The following is a 21746-nucleotide window of genomic DNA, read 5'->3' on the forward strand; positions in this document are numbered from 1 at the left end:
CACGACTTCAAGAGGGTTGCCACCAACGCCACCAGTTACGCCACCGATAATGTCAGTCACGACTTCAAGAGGGTTGCCGCCCACACCACCAGTTACACCACCGACTACATCTGTAACACTTCCAACAACACCAGTGATAATACCAGCAGCAGTTGTACCATTATTGATAAGCGTACCCAGAATACCAGTTGCTGATTCAGTTGCACCTTGAATATCACCACCGACTAAGTCAGAAACAGTTTCGAGAGCACCATTTACAGTGTCACGAGAAGTTTCGAAGGTTAATGTACCGAGGTCTGCAATTTCAGAAACAGGATGTTCGGTTTGTGGAAGGATGCTAATGATTGTGTCGGCAACAGTGTCGATACCTGTATTAATAATTTCAGTTTTTAAGCTTTCTACGCCCTGAAGAATATCAATACCGCCTTGAACTACATCAATGACTGGAGAAATTGGTGAAGTTCCACCAGTCACACCACCTGTTACGCCGCCGATAATACCAGTGACAACTTCAAGAGGATTGCCACCAGACACTCCACCAATCAAACCGCCAGTTATACCACCCACAACATTGGTTACAGTTTCTAAGGGATTTGTAGAACCGACAGTACCTGTTACTGTACCAACCACATCAGAAACCAAGCCTGTTGTTGTGTGGGTAACAGTATTAGTTACTGTTGAAATAACATTTGAAAGTAAGCCTGATGTTGAAACATTCGCATCAACAGAGGAACCCGTGTTTACAGTGGTACTTACCGATACAACATTACCCAAGTCTTGAGTAACTTTTGATATCGAAGATACGAGATTTTTTAGTAAAAACATGTTGGTCTATTTCCTATATAATTATGTATTTTTAAGTAAGTATTATTTATTGCGCTACATAATTAGTGAGATGTATATCTCAATAATTAAAATTTAGTATTGGTTAGATATCAAAAGCTGTCAATGTGTATTTTTAGTCACATTTTTTGATATTAAATGATATTTAATGAAATAATAATTTATTTAATTTAGACGTAAAAATAATAATAGTTTTTATATAATATTTTTTTGATGAATTATTTTTTAATCATATTTTCACTCATTTGAAGCATTATATTAGATAAATTTTACTGGTGCCTATAATGTTAAAGTTCAACTAGAAATATATTATTTCTATAATGTTGACTAAAACAGTAGCCTTTATCTTGTAGGTAGATGGCCAAATGCTTCAAAAAGCCTATAAAACTTATTTGAAAAAAAATATTTCAAATACATTTTAGGTGAGAAAAACATCAATAATTTTAGTTCCTATTTTATATAAAATAGGGGCTGGCTAAGAACTAGACGGTTGATGACAGAAAGATGAAAAAAGACTTCCTAAGCTTTGAAAAATGCGTATAATGCGCAACATCAAGTACGCGCTCATAGCTCAGCTGGATAGAGCACTTGGCTACGAACTAAGGGGTCGGGAGTTCGAATCTCTCTGAGCGCACCACTTGAAGAATTAACCGCTACTATATAGCGGTTTTTTTGTGTCTGATTTTTATCATCTTTATTAAAAGCCGGTGTTCATAGAAACCAGCTTTGAAAAGAATTAAAGCTGGATAAGATTAACCAAATGTTTTAAAACGGCTTTCATCTTCAATAAAAGCTTTTTCACCTGCTTCGCCTTCGATTGAACCAAATACTAATTGAGCTCTTAATTTCCAGTGAGTAGGAACATTAAAAGCTGCATTAATTTTCTCATCAATGATTGGATTATAGTGTTGCAATGAAGCGCCAATGCCTTGTTCAGCTAGGACGTTCCATACTGCAAATTGTGCAATTGCTGTTGAATGCTCAGACCAGATTGGAAAGTTATCAGCATATAGCTCGAATTGCTCTTGTAGACCTTTAATCACATCTTGGTCTTCAAAAAATAAAACTGTACCTGCACCTGATGCAAAACTTTGAATTTTCTGTTCAGTTCCAGTTAGGGCTTCTGCCGGAATAATAGTTTTTAATACATCTAGAACTATATTCCAGAAATTTTGGTGTGATTGGTCAAATAAAACCACAACGCGAGAAGATTGGGAGTTAAAGGCAGATGGGCTATGTTTTACAGCTTCTTGAATTAGTTTTTCAATTTCAGTAGGAGAGAGTTTTAAGTTTTTTCCAATTGAATAAATAGAACGGCGTTTTTTAATTAATTCTAAAAAGCTTGGTTCATTGGAAGGATTCATCTTTTGAGTGGTTTGCGTAACCACATCTTTTGAGACAGTTGCTTTTTGATTTAAGCCAAATAATTTTGCAAAAAAAGACATGAGACATTCCACTAAGAAGGTGATGCTTTTATTGTAGAAATTTTAAAAAGTGAAATAAGCCCAATAAATATGAATCTACGTTCCATATATGCAACGAAAAATATTTTTAATCTCGCTACTAAGGCTACTTTTGAGCAAAACAAAAAATAGCCTTTGATTCATTTTAAAGCTGAAATGAATATGCTCTAATAGTTCCGATTTATTGAGTATCGATGCAGTGCAATGACCGAGCAAAAAACAGCTTTATCTTTACGTTACTATTTGAATTTAGAAGAGTCACAAGATGGATTTTCATTAGTGACATTTGGGAAAAAACAATTTACCCGTTTTCTAACACCTGCGATTAGTATCGCAATTATTATTTGGGGACTTTATTTAGGTTTCTCTGGGGTTGGTCGATATTATGTTGGGCTAGGTATTTTTTTTCTGGTGATGCAAGGGCTGATGCGTTATTGGCTTTTACCGATGTTATTTAAACGTCAATTTGTTCGTTACCAGTTTGGAAAGAGCGAGCAGGGCATCGACCTCTATCAAGATTATTTTGAGCTTTATGCCAGCGGTCGTAAACAAGTGATGCAATATTCAGATGTGCAAACTTTTGCTAAAGGCAAGCTGACTTACATGCTTGAGCTAAAAAATAAAACTGTAATTATTGTGCCAAAGCGAGCATTTGCACAGGTTTCAGATCAAACTATATTTGAAAATACATTTAAGAAATAAATTTAAGAAATAAATTATTGGACTTATTAGCCGCAACAACAAAGGAAGCCTCATGAATACACGTCCTTCAAAAATCGTTTGCGTAGGCAGAAGTTATGCCGATCATGTCAAAGAATTAAATAATGCTATGCCTGACAGACCTATATTATTTATTAAACCACCTAGTAGCTTGATTGGTTTAAATGACGGTATTTCATGGAATCCAGCTTGGGGCAGTTGTCATTTTGAGTGTGAATTAGTTTTACGTATTGACCAGCCTTTAAAAGGTGAAACGGACCCTGAAAAAGCATTGAAAGCGATTGGGGCAGTGACTTTAGGTCTTGATTTAACAATGCGTGATTTACAGAATGACCTGAAAACTAAAGGTCACCCATGGGAGCGTGCAAAAGCTTTTGATGGTGCTTGTGTTTTGGCAGACTGGGTCGATTTGAGCGAAATTACAAATTGGCAAGAAACTAAATTCACGTTCCATATTAATAATGAGTTACGTCAAGATGGGAATACTGAACTATTAATGTTTACGATTGGCGATCTGTTAACCGATATTAATCAGGTTTTTTCATTAGAGCCGGGTGATGTGATTATGACAGGCTCACCTGCGGGTGTTGGACCATTACACTCGGGTGATCAGTTGAAAATGACATTAAAGGGTGCAACACAAGATTTTGTGTGGGAAACTTTTGTAAAAGCGTAATTTCATTTGCGCCGCTAGATATTTTTAACCCTATTATTTTTCAATAATAGGGTTTTTTTATAAGCTAAACATTAGAGTACAGCTAATTAAATGAGAAGCTGCTGCCTACTTATTTCTCTTCAAGAATTGTGGAGAGGGGAATAGAAAGTTTTGCAGCTAAATAGTCATTAGACTCAACTAAAGCTGGACCAATTTTTTCCATCCATTCATCGTCATCATGCACATTTTGGACATCTTGGCGTAAAGGGAGTGGATATGGAAGAGCAGTAAAAAAGCTCCAGAAGTCGACTTGAGACAAATTACGAACTAAGACATATTCATCTTTATCTGTACGCTTAATCAAATTTTGCTCTTCAAGTAAAAGTACATAAGAGGGCCAGCGTCCAACTTCTCCTCGGCCTAAAATTTCTAAGGCTTCTTTATCACTTACACTTTCACCCAGTTTCTGCTTTTTATAAAACAATTCAAGAATATCTAATAACATGAGCACAGGGTGTCGTTTTTGCTCTTTACCTGAATGAAAAGCAGTTAAAGCAAAACTGACTTCTACGCCCAGCAAAATAATATTCCATGAAAGAAAGATCCATAACAGGAAAATGGGTACTGCTGCAAATGCACCATAGATCAGTTCATAACTGGTGAAATTTGACATCACAAAGCTAAATAAGTTTTTGAGTATTTCAAAAAGTGCAGCACTTAAGCAGGCAGCTATAGCGGCTGCATAAACTGGAACTGTTCGATTCGGAATAGTCCAATACAAAATAAAAAAGCCAACAATAGTCAATACAAACGAAATCATCCAGAGAATGAATGATCCATCAAGTTGATATCCTGCAAAATTATTGCTGAGAATGTTCATGGAAGCGACAGTAGATGAAATGACGAATGCGCTTCCTAAAATAATTGGACCTAAAGAGATGATCGTCCAATAACGCATAAAGCCCATAATGCCACTACGAGTTTCTTTAACTCGCCAAATACGATTAAAGACAGTTTCAATTGATGTGAGCATTAAGACGGTTGTGACGAATAAAAACAGCACACCGATAACAGTTAAGTTGCTGGATTTTTCTGTAAAAGCATTTAGCGCTTTATCAAATGCGATAGTGCTCTTAGGTAAAAAATTACTATAAATTAAATGTTGGAGCTGTTGTCTTGCAGGTTCTAACGCTTTAATTGAAGAAATAATTACTAAAAAAACCGTTAACATCGGCACAACTGCGAATAGAGTTGTGTAAGTGAGAGAGCCAGCCTGTTCGCGGCACCGATCAGCTTCAAAACGCTTAAATACATATAAAACGAATTGAAACCAGGTTTTATTATAAAAAGGAAGCTTACTTAAAAAACGTTGTAACATGCGTCGTCTATCCCGATTTTTTTAATCATCATGTTGGGCGATTAATAGCTTATCAAAATATGAGCTTAACAACTCAAATCATAGATTAAAGCAAAATAATAACTTATAGAACTAAAGTCGTTCTGTAAGTTTACTATGCGCTATAGAAAAAATTGTAGCCCTAATCTTTTTCAAAAAAGTTGGCTTTCTGTTGTCTGAGCATAAAATTCAACAAAGTTGATAAAACTTTTACCCAACGAATTTGAGAAATTTGCTCGTGTTACCTTTCATGCTACACAATCAATCACCTCTAGAATTTCATAAGATTGGTTTCGCCAAAAAAATAAAAAATACCGTATAGTGTTCTTTTTAACAAAATTTATGAAACCGATGCAACCTTACATTCTTGTACTCTATTACAGTAAATATGGCTCTACAAAAGAAATGGCACATTTAATTGCCAATGGTGTTGAGTCTGCGGGTATGTCAGTGAAAATTCGGACAGTGCCAAATATTGCTCCAGTCGTCACAATAGCTGAGCCAAGTATTCCGGCAGAAGGTGATATCTACTGTACGTTAGATGATCTAGCGAATTGTGCGGGTCTGGCATTAGGTTCCCCAACTCGCTTCGGTAATATGGCAAGTGAAATGAAATATTTTTGGGACCAAACGACGAGTCTTTGGCTCAATGGGGCATTACATAATAAACCTGCTTGTGTTTTTACTTCTTCTGGATCGATGCATGGTGGGCAGGAGAGTACTTTACTCACGATGCTACCGCCGTTATTTCATCACGGAATGATGATTTTGGGATTACCAAATGCAATTCCAGCTTTATCTAATACTAAAACAGGTGGAACACCGTATGGGGCAACTCATGTAAGCGGACCCCGCCATGACCAGAAGTTAAGTCAGGATGAAAAGATTTTGTGTGAAGCTCAAGGCAAACGTCTAGGCGAGGTTGTTAAGAAGCTTACAGAGGTACTTTAAAAACAAATAAAAAAAGAGCGGATATCCGCTCTTTTTTTATTTGCACAATTTATTCTTTTACAAAGGTAACCTTGCCATCTGTAAGAGAAAGAACACGTGCTAATGACTCAACTCGGTAGCCTTTTTCAAGCAATAAATCACGACCTGATTGGAATGATTTTTCAATCACAATACCTACGCCAACAACTTCTGCATTGGCTTGGTGAATTAAATCAATTAGTCCTAATGCTGCTTGACCATTCGCCAAGAAGTCATCAATAACTAATGCTTTATCAGTTGAATGAAGGTGTTTGTTTGAGATCGCAATTGTGCTTTCAGTTTGTTTAGTAAAACTAAATACTTTAGAGCGATATAAGTCATCTTTTAACGTCAATGACTGATATTTACGAGCGAAAATTACAGGTACACCAAGTTCCAAACCTGCCATGATTGCAGGTGCAATACCTGATGCTTCAATGGTAATAATCTTGGTAATCCCTGCATCTTTAAAGCGAGCGGCAAATTCTTTACCAATCTGCTGCATGAGTACAGGATCAATTTGGTGGTTTAAGAAAGCGTCGACTTTCAAGACTTGATCAGATAGAACGATACCTTCTGTTAAGATTTTCTGTTCTAGTGCGTGCACGGGAGAATCCTCTAGACGGATGCTTTTAAAGCAAATGCGTATTTTAAAAAGCATCCGAAAAAATGCAAGCTTTAATTCGTTTTACCCGTATAACTTGTTAATAACAAGCCATAAGAAGTTTTACCATCAACATGACTGACTTTAACTGGTAAATAGTCCAATTTAGGCGCTAACCAGAAAATAGTATTACGGTCTGGTTTACCATGTTCTAAAACAACTTTTACAGTATCAAAGGTGCCATAAGAGGTTTTAATTTTTTCATTGCCTTGTTTTACAAAACGACGATTTTCAACTTCTTTTGCATCGGCAAGAGGGTATGAAGTTTTAAGTGAACCATTTTTTAAATCTTCACGAACTTGTAATTCTGCATTTAACTCGTCAAGTACACCAGCCTGCCAAGCAAATGAACGAGCTTTATCATCTTTCTTCGTAGAAATAGTTTTGCTGTTTGGATTGAAGTTAATATTCATAGTGTTGTTATGAATCAAAATTTTGCTGGTACGGCTAAAACTTTGAGATCCAATTTTACCATTAGCGAAACTAAATTTACTTGTTTCACTTGCTGAAGCAATTCCACCTGCTTTTGCAGTGAAATTATAAGTCCAATTATTACCTTGCTGGCTTAAGGCACGTGTCGCCGAACCCATACCTTTATTATTATAAGTAAACTGATAATTTGCCTGAAATGGGCTCATGGCAAGTGCATGACTTGAGAAGCCTGCAAAAAGCAAAGTTGTTGAAATACCTGTTGCGATGCCAAATGATTTCAGAAATTTTGTTGCCATAAGTAAATATCCTTGTACAGACTGAAAAGTCAGTGCTGATGCATCTATAACTTGAACATATTATGCCTGTTGATCATGGAGAAAAAATCAGGATTTATGCTAAATGTGTAATCTATTTGTGTTTTTTGGCAGTTAATTCATTTTTATTCATCACAGCTTTATACATCTTTTTGCTGGATTGGCGTGATTTCAGAATCTTCTAATTCATCTTCATAATCATCGTCCTGATCACGGAAAAGTAGGGCTGCTAAATTAACATTTCCAAATACGACTAACTCAGCTTCACGAACTCGTGCGTAATTTACATGTACTTTACCTAGTGTCTCGATGATACTGGCTTTTTTACCAAACCAGCGGTTGAGATCAAGAAATATGAGTTCGTCACGTTCTTCTGCAACATTAAAACGTTGAAGAATCATTCCCAAAGGATCTTTTTTCAAGATTTTATGGTAGTAAAAAACTGCGGCTTTTACGGCAATCTTTTGCCAAAAGTTTTTATATTTCGCTTCAATAATTTGTGTGTTGCTAATTTGCTCAAAAACTAATAGCTGTTGTTCTTTATTAAATTCCATCTGAATCAGTTTTAAATCAACAGATAATGTCGTCTCTAGGCCTTTTACATGCATGGTTGCATATAACCTTAACCAGTCATGATAAAGATCGGCATGGAGGTCATCTAAAAACTCAACATTATTGGTGACATAACGTTGTAAAGTCGCATTCAGAAAGGTTTGTGATAACGTAAAATCTCTTTCTTCTTCAATGAATGCTTCTGCTTTTTGGTAGACTTTTTGAAGGCGTCTGACTAATGAGGAAAAGAGCGTTTGCATAAAAGAACTTCCAGAAGATAATTTACTTAAGAACCAACACAATCTTTATTATGATAAAAAACGAGTTTTGATATTGCAGTGTAACAAATTTAATTGATACATTTTGACAAAATGAAAATGGATAAAACTCTATACTTGAAGTGAATCACACTTTTATCCAAATTTGAATATCAGTTTATATTTTATTCGGTATTAAACCGTGGGGATAAGGCATTTATATGCTTTTAAAATTATGTTGAACAAAAGAAGTCTATCGATAGAGCCTTTTTATCATTGGTGGCAAGACCGAGTCTTTATTGCTGCGACAATATTGGCAGTCTTACTGCATATTTTTGTGTTGCTCATTCACTTTGCGATGCCTAGTCCATCAGAGCAATCTACTAAAGAAATTGCAATTTCAATTCGATCAAGCAATGAGCCAGTTCAGCAAGCAGACTTTTTGGCGCAAGCAGACCAGCAAGGTTCAGGCGCATTTCGAGAAGCTCACCGTACCTCTAGTGATACTCCAAATCCTATGCCTAATGATGCTTCAACTGGAGATGCACAGTTAGAAAGTTTGCAAAAGGTTCAGCAACAAAGAGAGCTTAAATTTGAAGAAAAAGTCTTAATGACTGTTTTGAGTTGGCAAAAACAAGCTGACGCCAGTCAAAGGAAAAAAGAATTAGAACAATTACAAAGTCAATTTCAGGCAAAAGCTGCGATGGTTGCAAGTCTCGAAGCACAATATTTACAACGTAGACAAGATTTCAGCCGCCAGCAAAAAATAAAAACAGTAGATGGAATTCAGGCGAAAAAAGATGCCTCGGCTGCTTATTTAGATAAATTCCGTGAGAAAGTGGAGTTGTATGGTAATCGCTATTATCCAGAAGAAGCCAAACTGCAACAATTGAAAGGCGAAGTTCGTTTAATGGTTATTTTAAATGCACAAGGAGGGATTCGTGCAATCCGGTTACTTGAGAGCTCAGGGCATTCGGTATTAGATGAAGCTGCAAAGTCTTCAGTACGTCGCGGCGCACCATTTGGGCATTTTGATGCCAATATGAAAGATATTTCTGAATTGCGTATTGTACGTACTTGGCGTTTCGATCCCGCTCAAGCAGAATTTGAAGTGCATTAATAAAAAAATGTGGATAAGTTTTGGCTTATCCACATTGATTTTAGTTCATTAAACAACATCTCACCTGAAGGCAGACTATGTTTTTCATCTAATCAATAATGATTAGATCTGTTCTTGGTAGGGATTGTCTATATTCAGTTTTGCTAGAATTTCAACTTCAAGCCCTTCCATTTCTTCAGCTTCTTCGTCACTAGTTTCGTGGTCATAACCGAGTAAATGCAAAACACCATGTACTAATAAATGTGCAAAGTGTTCTTGAGCTGTTTTCTTTTGTTCAACAGCTTCTTGCAATACAACTGGAATACAAATGACTAAGTCACCCAGAGGAAAGGCATCGAGCATTGGTAAAACTTCTTCAGGAATATCACTTGGAAAAGATAAAACATTGGTTGGTTTATCTTTCTCTCGATATTGCAGATTAAGTTGTTGGCTTTCTGCTAAATCGACACAAGCAACGCCAATTTCACAATCTTCTTTATAACCAACGTGGCGTAAAGTTGTCTCAATAATTTTTTTGAGATGAGCTCGTTTGAGCTCTAACTCAGGTAATTGAAGGTCTTGTTGTAAACTTAAACTGATTTTCAAAATGAATCCTTAAGCATCCTGATGTTGCAAGTCTGCTGCTGTATCGTTTTCGGTCATTAACGCTTCTTGACGTGCTTTGCGTTCAGCACGTGCTTCAGCATTAAGACGATGTTGTTCTCCATCCCAACCTTCATACGCTTCAACAATTTTTTGAACCAGTTGATGACGTACAACATCGCGGGAATGGAAACGGGTAATATGAATTTCGGTAATATTCTCAAGTACACGAAGTGCGTGTGCCAGACCAGATTGTTGACCTTTAGGTAAATCTACTTGAGTAATGTCACCTGTAATTACTGCACGAGAGCCGAAACCTAAACGGGTCAAGAACATTTTCATTTGTTCAGGTGTTGTGTTTTGAGCTTCATCCAGAATTACAAATGAATGGTTAAGTGTGCGACCACGCATATATGCAAGAGGTGCAACTTCAATTACTTGACGCTCAATTAACTTGGCAACTTTTTCAAAGCCAAGCATTTCGTAAAGGGCATCGTAAAGAGGGCGTAGATATGGGTCAATTTTCTGGGTTAAATCACCAGGTAAGAAACCCAGCTTTTCTCCAGCTTCTACAGCAGGACGTACAAGTAAAATCCGCTGGATTTCGTTACGTTCTAGCATATCTACGGCGGCGGCAACTGCTAAATAGGTTTTACCTGTACCAGCAGGGCCTACACCAAAAGAAATATCGCTTTGTAAAATACGTTGTACATAACGTTTTTGATTGGCACCACGTGGATTAATGCGGCCTTTTCGTGTCTGGAAATAGACATCGAGCGGCGCATCATTTTCATCCATTTCGTCACCAACTAACTCGAAATTGCGTTCAGTTTGTGAAGATTGAATGAGGAGGTGTAATAGATCGGCACTGATTTGCTGGGATAGCTCAGACTCTTCGTAGAGTCGTTGCAATAATGCTTCGGCTCTCCCAACAGCATCAATTTCACCATCTATGTGAAAAACATCTCCACGATGAGTAATTTTGACATCTAAACGCTGTTCAATTTGCTTCAGGTGCCCATTATAGGCACCTAGAATGCTCTTTAAACGTTCCATTGAAATTTCAGGAAATGTTACGGTACGTCGAATCGCTGCAGTCAAGAGAAAACCTTTCAGTAGACTTTAGAATACCTCTACATTACGCCACGTCAGGTTCAAGATTCAAGAGCTCACCGTAAACAAAATTTAAAGTTTTAATTTCAGTAATCTCGATCTCTGCAAAACGACCAACCCAAGTCGCATCACCAACGAAAGTGACCAGACGTGTATTGTCAGCAGTACCAATTAAAATATTAGGGTCTTGATCAGATACTTTTTCAATAAGTACACGTTCAATTTTACCTAACATGGCATCTGTTTTTTCAATACTAGACTGCTTAATTACTTTTTGAACTTGAGCTAAACGTTCTTTTTTAACTTGCTCAGGTGTGGTGTCTGGCAAGTCTGATGCTGGCGTACCTGGGCGTTTTGAATAAACAAAACTATACGAATGATCGAAGTCTAAATCATTGATAAATTGCAATGTTTCTGCAAAATTTTCATCGGTTTCACCAGGGAAGCCAATAATAAAGTCACTTGATAAATGCATATCTGGGCGAATTTTGCGGAGCTTCGCAATTTTATCGATATAAACATCAATCGTGTGATTTCGCTTCATTGCTTTTAAAACATCATTCGAACCACTTTGTACCGGCAAGTGTAAATGTGACACCATTTGAGGTAAATCTTCATAACACTGAATAAGCTCATCAGAGAACTCAAGTGGGTGCGATGTTGTATAACGTAAGCGTCCAATACCCGGAATTTCTGCAACGAGTCGTAACAATTCAGGGAAAGTACAGATGCCACCTTCAAAGGTTTCACCGCGGTAACCATTTACATTTTGTCCAAGAAGTGAAATTTCACGGACACCTTTTTCAGCAAGCCCTGCAATTTCTGCAAGTACATCATCTAAAGGTCGAGAAACTTCTTCACCGCGTGTATATGGAACTACACAGAAAGAACAGTATTTAGAACAGCCTTCCATAATAGAAACAAAAGCCTTAAAGCCTTCTACACGTGGTTCTGGTAAAAAGTCGAACTTTTCAATATCTGGAAAAGAAATATCAACCAGTTTGATTTTATCTTTTTTAGGTTTTTCTACTTGAGCATTATGTTGATCAAGCATTTGCGGTAAACGGTGTAATGTTTGAGGGCCAAAAATCATGTCCACATAAGGCGCACGTTTTTGAATGTTGTCACCTTCTTGAGAGGCAACACACCCACCAACACCAATCACAAGATCAGGATTTTTGTCTTTTAGTTTGCGCCAGCGTCCTAATTCACTGAATACTTTTTCCTGTGCTTTTTCACGAATAGAACACGTATTCATGAGCAGGATATCTGCTTCATTAGGGTTGCTCGTTAAAATGTAACCGTGAGAGTCCCCTAAAAGGTCTGCCATACGGTGACTGTCATACTCATTCATCTGACACCCTTGAGTTTCAATATAAAGTTTTTTTATTGAAACATCAGTGGTGTGCGTTGGCTGGGTAACAGTGTTTTCTGAGGCAGCTTTGGCACCATTGGGAATGAAGGTTTGAACCGTCATGCAGGCTCCTAACAGATCGATCTAAAAAAGAATAAATTTGCCCAAAATGGGTCAAACCATTCATTATAGCAGTATTTGGACCGAACCGATAACAGTAAACCTTCAGAACATGACACGGTTTTTTTGAAGTAAATTATGTAAATTTTAATGATGTTGAATCAGAGAGTTACATAACACAACAAAAGAAAGCACGAAGACTAATTAAACTATGCTCTGAAGGTGAATAGTCAGGGTTTAACACATTTATGAGACCAAGTAGAAAGAGCTCATCAATCCATAGTCGTGTAATGAAAAATAAATATATGCATCGTAGCTGGTTAGGAGCTATGTGTTTACTTGGTTGTTCATTTACCTATGCTGCCGAAGAGCAGTTTAATGACGCATTAAACGCTGCAAATAGTGGCAATACAGCATTATTAGACCAATATCAGCTTGCTATGCAAAATGATGTATTGGGGTACTATCCGGAATATTGGAAACTTAATACCAATCTTGGCTTTCAACCTTCAGCTTCGATTGTAAGTTTTGCTCAACGTTATCCTCAATCAGCAATGGCTGAGAAATTAGCAGCCGATTATGTTGAAGAAAAAGTTAAACAAGCTGACTTCGCATCTGCACAACCTTTATTATCCTATGTAACTAATCCTGATCAGGCTGAAAATTGCGCATTGGCACAGGTGAGAGCAAAAACTGGTGATGCACTAGTTTTTGCTGAATACAAAGATGTATGGTTAGCCACCGAATCGCAACCTGAATCTTGTGTGGGGCTAGGACGCTTGATGTTATCTAGTCCATTAATGAGTCAGCAAGATAAACAACAGCGTCTTTGGGTACAGTTACGTTCTGGTTTAACAGGGCAGGCCCTCGCTACCGCACAGACTTTGGGAATGAATTTGTCTTTGGCTCAGCTTAATCAAATTCAGGCTAATCCACTCAATTATTTGTGGAGTGCGCCTAAAACAAATGATACAGACTATGCTTATTTGATTTTTGCATTAGGTCGTTTGGCTAATAATGACTTACCTAACGCTTTTTCGAACGTACAACGTGTCGCTCAAGGTACACCAGAGAATATACAAAAGTATTTATATCGAACCGTTGCTTATATTGGTGGCACCACGGTCATGAAAAATAATTTCAATCGTGAGGTTCTTCAATATTTTGATGCAAGTTATGGTTATCCTCTAAGTCCAGAAGAAGCTGAAATTTATGCGCGTCAGGCAATTCGATTTGGTGCATGGGAAAGTTTAATCCGTGCCATTGATGCTATGAGCGTGACACAAAAACAAGAAGATCGTTGGCAATATTGGCTTGCTCGTGCAACAGAGCAGCGCGGTGATAGTAGTTCGAAAAATACTGCGCAACGTATTTATAAAAAATTGGCTGAAAGTGGTGATGACTATCACAACCTTTTAGCAAAAGATCGTTTGGGTGAGCGTTATAATCATCAACCCTATGATGACCAGCCAACAGCAAGTGACTTGAGACGTTTAGACCAGAATATTCACTTTAATCGCGCTTTTACTTTAAGACGTATTAATGCAAATCCGACTTATACTAACCGAGAATGGAACTGGGCAGTTCGACAAGCTTATCTTCAACATGACGATGGTGTGTTGTTAGCTGCGGCAAAGCGTGCTCATGATATGGGGTGGTATGACCGTGCAATTTATGCAGCAGATCGTACAACAAACAAACATAATGATACATATCGCTATGTGACGCCTCATAAGACTAATGTCGTAAGTCATAGTTACAATGCAGGAATTGATCCAGCGTGGGCTTATGGTTTAATGCGACAAGAAAGCCGATTTGTTACCTCTGCGCGCTCTCACGTTGGAGCGGGTGGACTTATGCAAATTATGCCTGATACGGCGAAGTTGATTGCACGTCAAATGGGTGAAACCTATAATCCAGCGGCATTAAATGAAATGAATACCAATATTCGATATGGAACATTTTATTTGTCGATGATTCAAGGGCAATTAAGCAATAACCCTGTTTTGGCTACAGCAGGGTATAATGCGGGGCCTAATCGGGCGAGACGTTGGCAACCGGACTATCAATCAATTTCGGCTGACCAATATACAGAGACAATCCCATTGTTAGAAACCAGAGACTATGTCAAGCATGTTATGACTAATGCAACACATTATGGGGTGATATTGGGTCAAGGGGCTCAATCTTTATCACAACGTATGAAAGTCATTCCAATGCGTACATCGCCTTAAGTTTAAGGTAGTTGATTATGGATCTTCTTTTAATTGGCATATTCAAGTTTTAATTAAATGAAATATAGATATTTGGAACTTCGTTCAATTTTGCAACTTGCATGGTGGCTTATCTGTGCAGGAGTAGGGTTGATGAGTTCCGTTTTACATGCCGAACCTGTTAATTTACAGGGGTATGTCATGCATGTGCAGATGACACCTGCCGCGTGTGCGTTAGATCCCTCTAAACAAAAACAACGTAAATGTCTCGAAGGATATTCTTTGACAATTACAGGCCTCATGCCAGAAACAAATCAAACCGATTGTTCAACAGAAAGTTCGGCCACTCTTTCTCCATTACAATCTAAAGTCGTAGCGCGGGTTATGCCTGATAACAATGCCCGTGTGCAGCTTTGGAAAAATGTAGGTGGGTGCGTTCCTATGAATGCAAGTCAATATTTCCGGACAGTCATTAACTTTGCTGAACGTCTAAAAATTCCAGCTAGCCTCACAAGTTCGACGAATGTTGAAATTCAACAGTCAGCTTTAAAACAGCAATTTACTCGTCTTAATCCGACCTTGCCTCAAAATGGTATTCGTTTAAGTTGTCAGTTATCGCGTTCAGATGTGGTTTTAACTGAAGTGAAGGTGTGTTACACGGTAAAAGGCCAATATAAACAATGTGCAAATCATGTGGTATCGAATTGCCCAGGTGAAATCACGATTAAAGGTAGTTACTAAAGATGACGGTCATTTCGTAAAAAAATGCTGACCATGCATTGAATCTTTTTGTAAATATTAATTTGTATTTTCTATCAGACTTTTGGTGAAAATGAGTCGCTTTTACATGCATCTGCCACATCTTTAGAGTACAATCTTTGCCGTTTATGATGATTTAGTTAGATGGAATTCCTATTTAGCTAGATTAAGGACATTCATTGGAGACAATTACATGAAGCAACCCGTTCGTGTTGCCGTGACTGGCGCTGCAGGTCAAATTGGTTACAGCTTATTATTCCGTATCGCAAGCGGTGAAATGTTAGGTAAAGATCAACCTGTTATTTTACAATTGCTTGAAGTTCCAGTTGAAAAAGCTCAACAAGCGCTTAAAGGCGTAATGATGGAACTTGATGACTGTGCTTTCCCTTTATTGGCTGGCATGATCGGGACTGATGATCCGAAAGTTGCATTTAAAGATGCTGACTACGCTTTATTGGTAGGTTCTCGTCCACGTGGTCCTGGTATGGAACGTGCTGACTTGTTAAAAGTTAACGGTGAAATTTTCATCGGTCAAGGTCAAGCATTAAACGAAGTTGCTAGTCGTGACGTTAAAGTATTAGTTGTAGGTAACCCTGCAAACACTAACGCTTACATCGCTATGAACTCTGCTCCAGACCTTCCAGCGAAAAACTTCACTGCTATGTTGCGTCTTGACCACAACCGTGCGTTGACTCAAGTCGCTCAAAAAGCTGGTGTTGCAGTTGCTGATATCGAACACTTAACAGTTTGGGGTAACCACTCTCCAACAATGTATGCTGACTACCGTTTTGCAACTGCAAATGGCGAAAGCTTAAAAGACAAAATCAACGATGCGGCATGGAACAAAGATGTGTTCCTTCCAACTGTTGGTAAACGTGGTGCTGCGATTATCGAAGCGCGTGGTTTGTCTTCTGCTGCTTCTGCTGCTAACGCTGCAATTGACCATATGCGCGACTGGGCACTTGGTACAAACGGCAAATGGGTAACTATGGGTATTCCATCTGATGGTTCTTATGGTATTCCAGAAGGCGTTATGTTTGGTTTCCCTGTAACAACTGAGAACGGCGAATACAAAATCGTTCAAGGTTTAGAAATTGATGAATTCAGCCGTGAACGTATTAACTTTACGTTAAATGAGCTTGAAGAAGAACGTGCAGCGATTGCTGACATGTTGAAATAATTTATCTTTTTGATAAGTTAAAAAAAGCACTCTTTTTAGAGTGCTTTTTTATATTCAATCATTCGCAACCAAACACAAAAAACAACAAGAAAATATAGACACTATCATGCATATAAAAAGGTTTTATTGTTAGATTAGTTAATAGATGATTTAAAACAAGTTATAGGAGAATAACAATGTTTGAGCAGCAACCTACTTTAGAACTTTTATTTGATCAGCTGGGTTTAGATTCGGATGAAGCAAGTATCGAAAACTTTATCAAAACACATCAATTGCCGGCTGATCAGAAACTACATGAAGCCTCTTTTTGGTCAAAAGGCCAAAGTGACTTCTTAAAAAGTCATTGGGAAAAAGATGATGAGTGGATTGTGGTTATTGATGAGCTGAATGAACAACTACATGAAGATAGTGTAAAGAGATAAATTAAAAATAAGGCCTGTTTTACATAAGATATAGAACAGGCCGATTCAAATTAAATATTTAGTGCGTTTTTGATTTTACTAAATTTTTATACCATGGTTCTTGGCGAACCGAATTAAAGACAGGGTGTGCGTGAAGCAACTCAAGATCACATTGGGTTGTTGATAAATATTTAGTTAACCAATGTCTGGTTAGTGCTGACTCTTCTCGCGCTGCTGATGCATAAGCCAAGAAGAAATATATATCTGCATGTTCATAGTGGGCTAATGGCTTCAAAATTTGTTGAGTAATCAACGCAAAACGTTTTTCTTTATTTAATTCAAAATAAAGCATATAGGCTTTAGCCAAATGCAAAGATAAATTGAGATACAGACTCAAAGGCATCTCTTCATATTCCATACGAGCTTGTTCAAGTAAAACAATCGCCTCTTGTAAAAAATGAAGCTGCTCTTGGCGAACATGACTTAATATGACAAGTTGTAAGCGTAAATCGGCACGCTCCAAAGCAAGTTCAGGCGTATTTTCAGTCAAATAAAGTTGATCTGTCTCACCAATTCTGTTCACAATCGTTTTACTTTCAATAGACATACGCCCTAGTCCTTCTTGATCAATAGCATTTATATCGGGTTCATTTACCAAATTTAAAGAGTAGCTTTTAAACCCAGATAGAATTTCCGCTACGAAGCCAAGCTGTAATCGAAAGCCTTTGTTGCTTTGAAGTTAATACTTCATGCAATAAGTTGCTTTGAAATATCACCAGTCGATTGGGTTCTGGATTAACGATATGCCATTTCTCATTTTTATCTTGCAGTCGTAATTGACCACCCCAATCTTCTTGCCATTCTGCATGTAAATAATAAACGGTTGAGATAATACGATCATTTTTTTGTTGAGGATTGTCTCGGTGTAAAGCATAAAACTCACCCAAATTATAACGGGCAAAATGAGCTTCAACTTCTTTAATTCCTAAATAGAATGCTTGATTTAGACTTTGCGAAAATGAAGTTAAGGTTTCAACATGTTGTTGAGCAATAGGGAGTTCATCATTAATCCAGAGAATATGGTCACTACGAATATTGCTCACCACACCATTTTGAATACCAGCTTCTCTAAATTCATCAATATGATAGCTACACTCTTTGGCGACTTGCGCGCGATATTGATCCGAATAGGCTTGATTAATAATAGCAAAGCCATGCGTATTTAAGTCATCTAGAATTTGATCCAGATCCCATGAGTCCGGAAGCAGGTGATAGAGCATATAACCTCGAGTAGATCGTAAAAATATCAAGCTGCTCTATTTTAGATGATCACAACCTTACGAAAGAATATTTTTTTCATGTTAAACTATTTGTTGAATTGAGGAATTAAAGTCAACATGAATTACCGTCACCATTTCCATGCGGGCAACTTTGCAGATGTTATGAAGCATGTGCTTTTGCTACAGCTTCTCAACCGTTTAAATGCTAAAGATAAACCTTATCGTTATATCGATACGCATGGAGGTGCAGGAAAATATAATTTATCTCTGGCACCTTCACAAAAATCTGGAGAGTTTCTTACAGGCATTCATCGACTAGTTCAGATATCTGAAATGGAAAAGCGTCAGGCACCTGAAGCAATCCAGCAATATTTGAAGTTAGTAGAACAGTTACGTTCTGAAGAAGGTAAGGGTAGTTATCCGGGGTCACCATGGTTTGCTTTGCAAGGTATGCGTGAGATTGATAAAGCAACCGTGTTTGAAATGCAGCGTGATGTTTTTGAGCAATTGCGACATAACATTTATGATAAACGTGCAGGTTTACATGAGCGTGATGCATACGAAGGCTTGCTCGGCGTTATTCCACCGAAAGAAAAACGTGGTTTGGTCATGATTGACCCGCCTTACGAATTAGAGCGTAAAGACTTTCCGCAATTAGTTGAACTTTTACAACAAGCTTATAAAAAATGGCCAACAGGTGTTTTTGCAGTTTGGTATCCAATTAAAGACCGAGCGATGATTGAGCGTTTTGAAAAGAAAATGTTCAAAACAGGTATTCGCCGTCAATTGGTTTGTGAAATCTGTGTATGGCCAGATGATACACCTGTAGGCTTAAATGGTTGTGGTCTATTGGTGATTAATCCACCTTGGCAGTTCTCTGAACAAGCCGACCAAGCCCTACAGTGGTTATTCCCGCATCTACGTATGCAAGAAATTGGTGGCCATGCTGCTGTTCGCTGGTTAGTAGGTGAATAACAGTTAACTTAAATCAATGCACATGTTTGGAATAGAAAATAATGACAAATGCGCCTAAACCAGAGCAAGATTTAACTCATAATGAACATTCATTTGATGGGATTACATTCGAAGTGGTTGAAGAAGAAGATAATCCGGAAGGACAAAAAGTGAAGCGCCGAGGAATTTATCTTTGGCCTAACTTAATTACGACAGCCGCTTTGTTGTCTGGTTTCTATTCCATCATTGCGAGTATGAATGGGGATTTTACCCAAGCTATTTATGCCATCTTTATTGCAGCTTTGCTCGATGGTTTAGATGGCCGGGTTGCTCGAGCTATTGGTGCACAAAGTGCTTTTGGCGAGCAATATGACTCACTTTCAGACTTATTGGCTTTTGGTGTAGCTCCAGCAATGCTTATGTATAGCTGGAGTTTGCATGATTTAGGTCGTATTGGCTTGGCATGTTGTTTTGTTTATACAGCATGTGCAGCTTTCCGTTTAGCACGTTTTAATGTGCAAATTGGTGTGGTAGATAAGCGCTATTTTATTGGGATTGCAAGTCCACTGGCTGCCATAATCATTATTTCATTAGTGTGGGTTGCTCGCGACTATCCTTTTATTTTTGATTTACGTGATATTGCGATTAAAACCATTAATGCTGTTCTTATGGTTGTTGTGGGATTACTCATGATCTCGAATATCAAATATTACTCTTTCAAACAAATGGACCGTAAAAGAGTTCCTTTTGTAGTTATGTTGCCAGTAGTACTGATTTTTGCAGCAATCACTTATAATATTCCAATGGGCATTTTGACCGTTTCAATAATCTATGCTCTATCTGGTTTTGTTACGACATTATTTGCACGTAAGAGTAACGAAACAATAAAAACATAAAATAGACGAGGTTCGGTATGCCTATGTTGATGAATCAAATTAATCAATTACAGCAGCTGGGCCTTAATGCCAAAGAGGGGGTTGTCTATCAACCTTCTCGCGGCTTTTTTAAAATTGTTTATCAAGCCTTAATCCTTCCAAATCTACCGGCTCCACTGCGCTATTTTAATTACATTAGTATGGTTGGACAGCCGCGCATTCCTCTTTGCTATAACACTCACTCAATTACGACTTCGGCAATCGATACTGCAACTGTACTTGTAAGTAATAGCCAGCATAGTGTGGGACATTTAAAAACTTATTCTATTCGGCGGCAATGCCAGTTTGACTCAAAACAATATCAGTTTGATAAAACAGATTTGATTGAGTGGAAAATCCCAAAGATCCATCTTCAGCGACTAGACCCGGAAATGGGATGTGATCTTACTCTTCAGATTCCAGAAAATATCTCTAATGCTTCTGCATTACAGTGGGGAGTCTCAGACTATTGGTCAACCTTATGTTTATGTGAGGGTGAAATTTTTTATAAAGGACAAAAGTATAAAGTTGAAGGATTAGGACGCTTTAAACATGCAAGGGCTCTACATTTACCATTTTTATCTTTATGTTTCTATACATGCCAAATTATTAATTTAAATGAAACGACTCAGCTTACATTTACACAAATAAGAAATCAGTGGAATATCATCTTATGTTCAAGGTTAGATATTCAAGAATTTGGTAAGCCTGTTGAAAGCTTTACTGAAGATGTAAATTTACATATCCATCGCGTTTATCCAAAAGTTAGAACACCCAATGATAAAGAGATGTATTTGCCAAGAGAATTTTCTTGGCAGTGTAAAAAAAATGGAAAAATTATTTTTGAACTTTATGCACAAAGCCGTGGCGACTACAAGTTTGGATTGGCTGCTGGATATGTGGGAAGCTTCCAATATCAATTAAGTTGGAATGAACAATGTTTACAAGGTGAAGGTGGATATTGTGAATATATTGATTGTCGCCCACTTAGGTGGCAGGAAAAGAATCAGGACGAAAAAATATTAGATAAATTGATGCTTTTACAGCCATGTTTATATAAAAAATGACTATTTTTAGCATTTTTGATTAAAAAACAAACAGACGGTGATATTAATTTAAAAAAGGTATTGCAAAGGGAATTTAATGGTCTATAATGCACATCCATCGGCGGTGATGCAGATAGAAACTTGTTGAAAAACAGTTACTTGGAATTGGGTGAGTTGCTTTAGGCAGTGAATTTGATGAGAAGTTGGTTTTGAGAATAAGTTTTAAAAATATCGAAATTACCTGTTGACTTTTAAGAGATTAAGAGTAATATAGCCGACCTAGCTTGCTGGTGACGAACCAGTAAGAAGATCATTAAGAGATTATGAAGAACAACTTGTGTGGATTTTTACTGATTGATTAATCGAAATATTATCATTGATTGATTGGTTTAAATTACTCGAAGTTTATTTGAGCGAAATTTAAGTCAGAAAATTGATGAGCCAG

The 21746-nt window shown here is 37.6% G+C and carries 20 protein-coding genes, 1 tRNA gene and 3 pseudogenes; 13 read left to right on the forward strand and 11 right to left on the reverse strand.

Features of this window, described 5'->3' with window-relative positions:
• Positions 1–825, reverse strand: a pseudogene (locus BMW38_RS18985) (hypothetical protein); the annotation flags it as partial.
• Between the two features lie 338 nt (positions 826–1163).
• Here BMW38_RS18985 and BMW38_RS19695 point away from each other — a divergent pair.
• Positions 1164–1262 (forward strand): annotated as a pseudogene (locus BMW38_RS19695) (hypothetical protein); the annotation flags it as partial.
• A gap of 141 nt (positions 1263–1403) precedes the next feature.
• A tRNA-Arg gene (locus BMW38_RS18990) sits at positions 1404–1480 on the forward strand.
• A 115-nt stretch (positions 1481–1595) separates the two neighbouring features.
• On the opposite strand, the gene BMW38_RS18995 is transcribed toward BMW38_RS18990, so the two are convergent.
• Complete coding sequence (locus BMW38_RS18995) at positions 1596–2288, reverse strand: nitroreductase family protein (protein ID WP_092711030.1); 693 nt, start codon at positions 2286–2288, stop codon at positions 1596–1598.
• A gap of 222 nt (positions 2289–2510) precedes the next feature.
• Here BMW38_RS18995 and BMW38_RS19000 point away from each other — a divergent pair, with 222 nt between their 5' ends.
• Together BMW38_RS19000 and BMW38_RS19005 are read left to right on the forward strand one after the other, a co-directional pair.
• Entirely contained in the window at positions 2511–3008 is a 498-nt protein-coding gene (locus BMW38_RS19000; RefSeq protein ID WP_003653610.1) for a YcxB family protein, read from the forward strand.
• A gap of 52 nt (positions 3009–3060) precedes the next feature.
• Complete coding sequence (locus BMW38_RS19005; RefSeq protein ID WP_092711033.1) at positions 3061–3702, forward strand: fumarylacetoacetate hydrolase family protein; 642 nt, start codon at positions 3061–3063, stop codon at positions 3700–3702.
• A 109-nt stretch (positions 3703–3811) separates the two neighbouring features.
• Here the strand turns inward: BMW38_RS19005 and BMW38_RS19010 are convergent, their stop codons facing one another.
• On the reverse strand, positions 3812–5059 hold the full coding sequence (locus BMW38_RS19010; protein ID WP_092711036.1) for a YihY family inner membrane protein: 1248 nt from the start codon (positions 5057–5059) through the stop codon (positions 3812–3814).
• Positions 5060–5419: 360 nt separating this feature from the next.
• Between BMW38_RS19010 and wrbA the strand changes: the two genes are divergently transcribed.
• The gene (gene wrbA / locus BMW38_RS19015; RefSeq protein WP_213031202.1) at positions 5420–6028 is read left to right on the forward strand and encodes an NAD(P)H:quinone oxidoreductase; all 609 of its coding nucleotides are present in this window, start codon (positions 5420–5422) and stop codon (positions 6026–6028) included.
• Between the two features lie 49 nt (positions 6029–6077).
• Here the strand turns inward: wrbA and BMW38_RS19020 are convergent, their stop codons facing one another.
• From BMW38_RS19020 to BMW38_RS19030, 3 genes are all read right to left on the reverse strand, one after another.
• Positions 6078–6653: a xanthine phosphoribosyltransferase gene (locus BMW38_RS19020; protein ID WP_004639480.1), complete on the reverse strand. Its 576-nt coding sequence runs from the start codon at positions 6651–6653 to the stop codon at positions 6078–6080.
• Between the two features lie 71 nt (positions 6654–6724).
• Positions 6725–7438 carry a DUF3108 domain-containing protein gene (locus tag BMW38_RS19025; RefSeq protein WP_092711042.1) on the reverse strand — a complete coding sequence of 238 codons (714 nt, stop codon included), beginning with the start codon at positions 7436–7438 and terminating at the stop codon, positions 6725–6727.
• Positions 7439–7596: 158 nt separating this feature from the next.
• Positions 7597–8268, reverse strand: coding sequence for a hypothetical protein (locus tag BMW38_RS19030; protein WP_092711045.1), 672 nt, complete (start codon positions 8266–8268; stop codon positions 7597–7599).
• A gap of 232 nt (positions 8269–8500) precedes the next feature.
• On the opposite strand from BMW38_RS19030, the gene BMW38_RS19035 reads away from it, so the two are divergent.
• Positions 8501–9385 (forward strand): energy transducer TonB, encoded by an 885-nt coding sequence (locus tag BMW38_RS19035; RefSeq protein WP_092711048.1) that lies wholly within the window; start codon positions 8501–8503, stop codon positions 9383–9385.
• 102 nt (positions 9386–9487) lie between these two features.
• Here the strand turns inward: BMW38_RS19035 and ybeY are convergent, their stop codons facing one another.
• Genes ybeY through miaB form a run of 3 tightly spaced genes read right to left on the reverse strand, consistent with a single transcriptional unit; the run spans position 9488 to position 12557 of the window.
• Positions 9488–9970: an rRNA maturation RNase YbeY gene (gene ybeY, locus BMW38_RS19040; RefSeq protein ID WP_092711051.1), complete on the reverse strand. Its 483-nt coding sequence runs from the start codon at positions 9968–9970 to the stop codon at positions 9488–9490.
• A gap of 9 nt (positions 9971–9979) precedes the next feature.
• Complete coding sequence (locus BMW38_RS19045; protein WP_003653596.1) at positions 9980–11068, reverse strand: PhoH family protein; 1089 nt, start codon at positions 11066–11068, stop codon at positions 9980–9982.
• 37 nt (positions 11069–11105) lie between these two features.
• A complete protein-coding gene (gene miaB / locus BMW38_RS19050; RefSeq protein WP_056482674.1) occupies positions 11106–12557 on the reverse strand; it encodes a tRNA (N6-isopentenyl adenosine(37)-C2)-methylthiotransferase MiaB in 1452 nt (483 codons plus the stop codon).
• Positions 12558–12844: 287 nt separating this feature from the next.
• Here miaB and BMW38_RS19055 point away from each other — a divergent pair, with 287 nt between their 5' ends.
• From BMW38_RS19055 to BMW38_RS19070, 4 genes are all read left to right on the forward strand, one after another.
• On the forward strand, positions 12845–14788 hold the full coding sequence (locus BMW38_RS19055; RefSeq protein WP_092711054.1) for a lytic transglycosylase domain-containing protein: 1944 nt from the start codon (positions 12845–12847) through the stop codon (positions 14786–14788).
• 57 nt (positions 14789–14845) lie between these two features.
• Entirely contained in the window at positions 14846–15508 is a 663-nt protein-coding gene (locus BMW38_RS19060; protein ID WP_092711057.1) for a ribonuclease T2 family protein, read from the forward strand.
• A gap of 211 nt (positions 15509–15719) precedes the next feature.
• On the forward strand, positions 15720–16706 hold the full coding sequence (locus tag BMW38_RS19065) for a malate dehydrogenase (RefSeq protein WP_003653591.1): 987 nt from the start codon (positions 15720–15722) through the stop codon (positions 16704–16706).
• A 176-nt stretch (positions 16707–16882) separates the two neighbouring features.
• Positions 16883–17128 carry a DUF2789 family protein gene (locus BMW38_RS19070; RefSeq protein ID WP_003653589.1) on the forward strand — a complete coding sequence of 82 codons (246 nt, stop codon included), beginning with the start codon at positions 16883–16885 and terminating at the stop codon, positions 17126–17128.
• 58 nt (positions 17129–17186) lie between these two features.
• Here the strand turns inward: BMW38_RS19070 and BMW38_RS19075 are convergent, their stop codons facing one another.
• Entirely contained in the window at positions 17187–17714 is a 528-nt protein-coding gene (locus BMW38_RS19075; protein WP_092711060.1) for a hypothetical protein, read from the reverse strand.
• A 67-nt stretch (positions 17715–17781) separates the two neighbouring features.
• Complete coding sequence (locus BMW38_RS19080; RefSeq protein WP_092711063.1) at positions 17782–18387, reverse strand: 2OG-Fe(II) oxygenase; 606 nt, start codon at positions 18385–18387, stop codon at positions 17782–17784.
• A gap of 117 nt (positions 18388–18504) precedes the next feature.
• Here BMW38_RS19080 and rlmJ point away from each other — a divergent pair, with 117 nt between their 5' ends.
• From rlmJ to BMW38_RS19095, 3 genes and pseudogenes are all read left to right on the forward strand, one after another.
• Positions 18505–19362, forward strand: coding sequence for a 23S rRNA (adenine(2030)-N(6))-methyltransferase RlmJ (gene rlmJ, locus BMW38_RS19085; RefSeq protein ID WP_003653584.1), 858 nt, complete (start codon positions 18505–18507; stop codon positions 19360–19362).
• A gap of 41 nt (positions 19363–19403) precedes the next feature.
• The gene (gene pssA / locus BMW38_RS19090) at positions 19404–20237 is read left to right on the forward strand and encodes a CDP-diacylglycerol--serine O-phosphatidyltransferase (RefSeq protein WP_005043810.1); all 834 of its coding nucleotides are present in this window, start codon (positions 19404–19406) and stop codon (positions 20235–20237) included.
• 17 nt (positions 20238–20254) lie between these two features.
• Positions 20255–21332, forward strand: a pseudogene (locus tag BMW38_RS19095) (DUF6670 family protein).
• Positions 21333–21746 lie beyond the last annotated feature (414 nt).

The organism is Acinetobacter sp. yr461 (genome assembly GCF_900110445.1).
GTDB classification, from domain to species: domain Bacteria; phylum Pseudomonadota; class Gammaproteobacteria; order Pseudomonadales; family Moraxellaceae; genus Acinetobacter; species Acinetobacter calcoaceticus.

Excerpts from the sequence above, each read along its gene's own strand:
- BMW38_RS19060 (WP_092711057.1), top strand. The coding sequence starts at position 14,846 with ATGAAATATAGATATTTGGAACTTCGTTCAATTTTGCAACTTGCATGG.
- miaB (WP_056482674.1), bottom strand. The coding sequence starts at position 12,557 with ATGACGGTTCAAACCTTCATTCCCAATGGTGCCAAAGCTGCCTCAGAA.
- BMW38_RS19030 (WP_092711045.1), bottom strand. The coding sequence starts at position 8,268 with ATGCAAACGCTCTTTTCCTCATTAGTCAGACGCCTTCAAAAAGTCTAC.
- BMW38_RS19025 (WP_092711042.1), bottom strand. The coding sequence starts at position 7,438 with ATGGCAACAAAATTTCTGAAATCATTTGGCATCGCAACAGGTATTTCA.
- BMW38_RS19000 (WP_003653610.1), top strand. The coding sequence starts at position 2,511 with ATGACCGAGCAAAAAACAGCTTTATCTTTACGTTACTATTTGAATTTA.
- BMW38_RS19010 (WP_092711036.1), bottom strand. The coding sequence starts at position 5,059 with ATGTTACAACGTTTTTTAAGTAAGCTTCCTTTTTATAATAAAACCTGG.
- BMW38_RS19005 (WP_092711033.1), top strand. The coding sequence starts at position 3,061 with ATGAATACACGTCCTTCAAAAATCGTTTGCGTAGGCAGAAGTTATGCC.
- BMW38_RS19065 (WP_003653591.1), top strand. The coding sequence starts at position 15,720 with ATGAAGCAACCCGTTCGTGTTGCCGTGACTGGCGCTGCAGGTCAAATT.
- BMW38_RS19080 (WP_092711063.1), bottom strand. The coding sequence starts at position 18,387 with ATGCTCTATCACCTGCTTCCGGACTCATGGGATCTGGATCAAATTCTA.
- BMW38_RS18995 (WP_092711030.1), bottom strand. The coding sequence starts at position 2,288 with ATGTCTTTTTTTGCAAAATTATTTGGCTTAAATCAAAAAGCAACTGTC.
- rlmJ (WP_003653584.1), top strand. The coding sequence starts at position 18,505 with ATGAATTACCGTCACCATTTCCATGCGGGCAACTTTGCAGATGTTATG.
- BMW38_RS19055 (WP_092711054.1), top strand. The coding sequence starts at position 12,845 with ATGAAAAATAAATATATGCATCGTAGCTGGTTAGGAGCTATGTGTTTA.
- pssA (WP_005043810.1), top strand. The coding sequence starts at position 19,404 with ATGACAAATGCGCCTAAACCAGAGCAAGATTTAACTCATAATGAACAT.
- BMW38_RS19070 (WP_003653589.1), top strand. The coding sequence starts at position 16,883 with ATGTTTGAGCAGCAACCTACTTTAGAACTTTTATTTGATCAGCTGGGT.
- BMW38_RS19075 (WP_092711060.1), bottom strand. The coding sequence starts at position 17,714 with ATGTCTATTGAAAGTAAAACGATTGTGAACAGAATTGGTGAGACAGAT.
- BMW38_RS19035 (WP_092711048.1), top strand. The coding sequence starts at position 8,501 with ATGTTGAACAAAAGAAGTCTATCGATAGAGCCTTTTTATCATTGGTGG.
- wrbA (WP_213031202.1), top strand. The coding sequence starts at position 5,420 with ATGAAACCGATGCAACCTTACATTCTTGTACTCTATTACAGTAAATAT.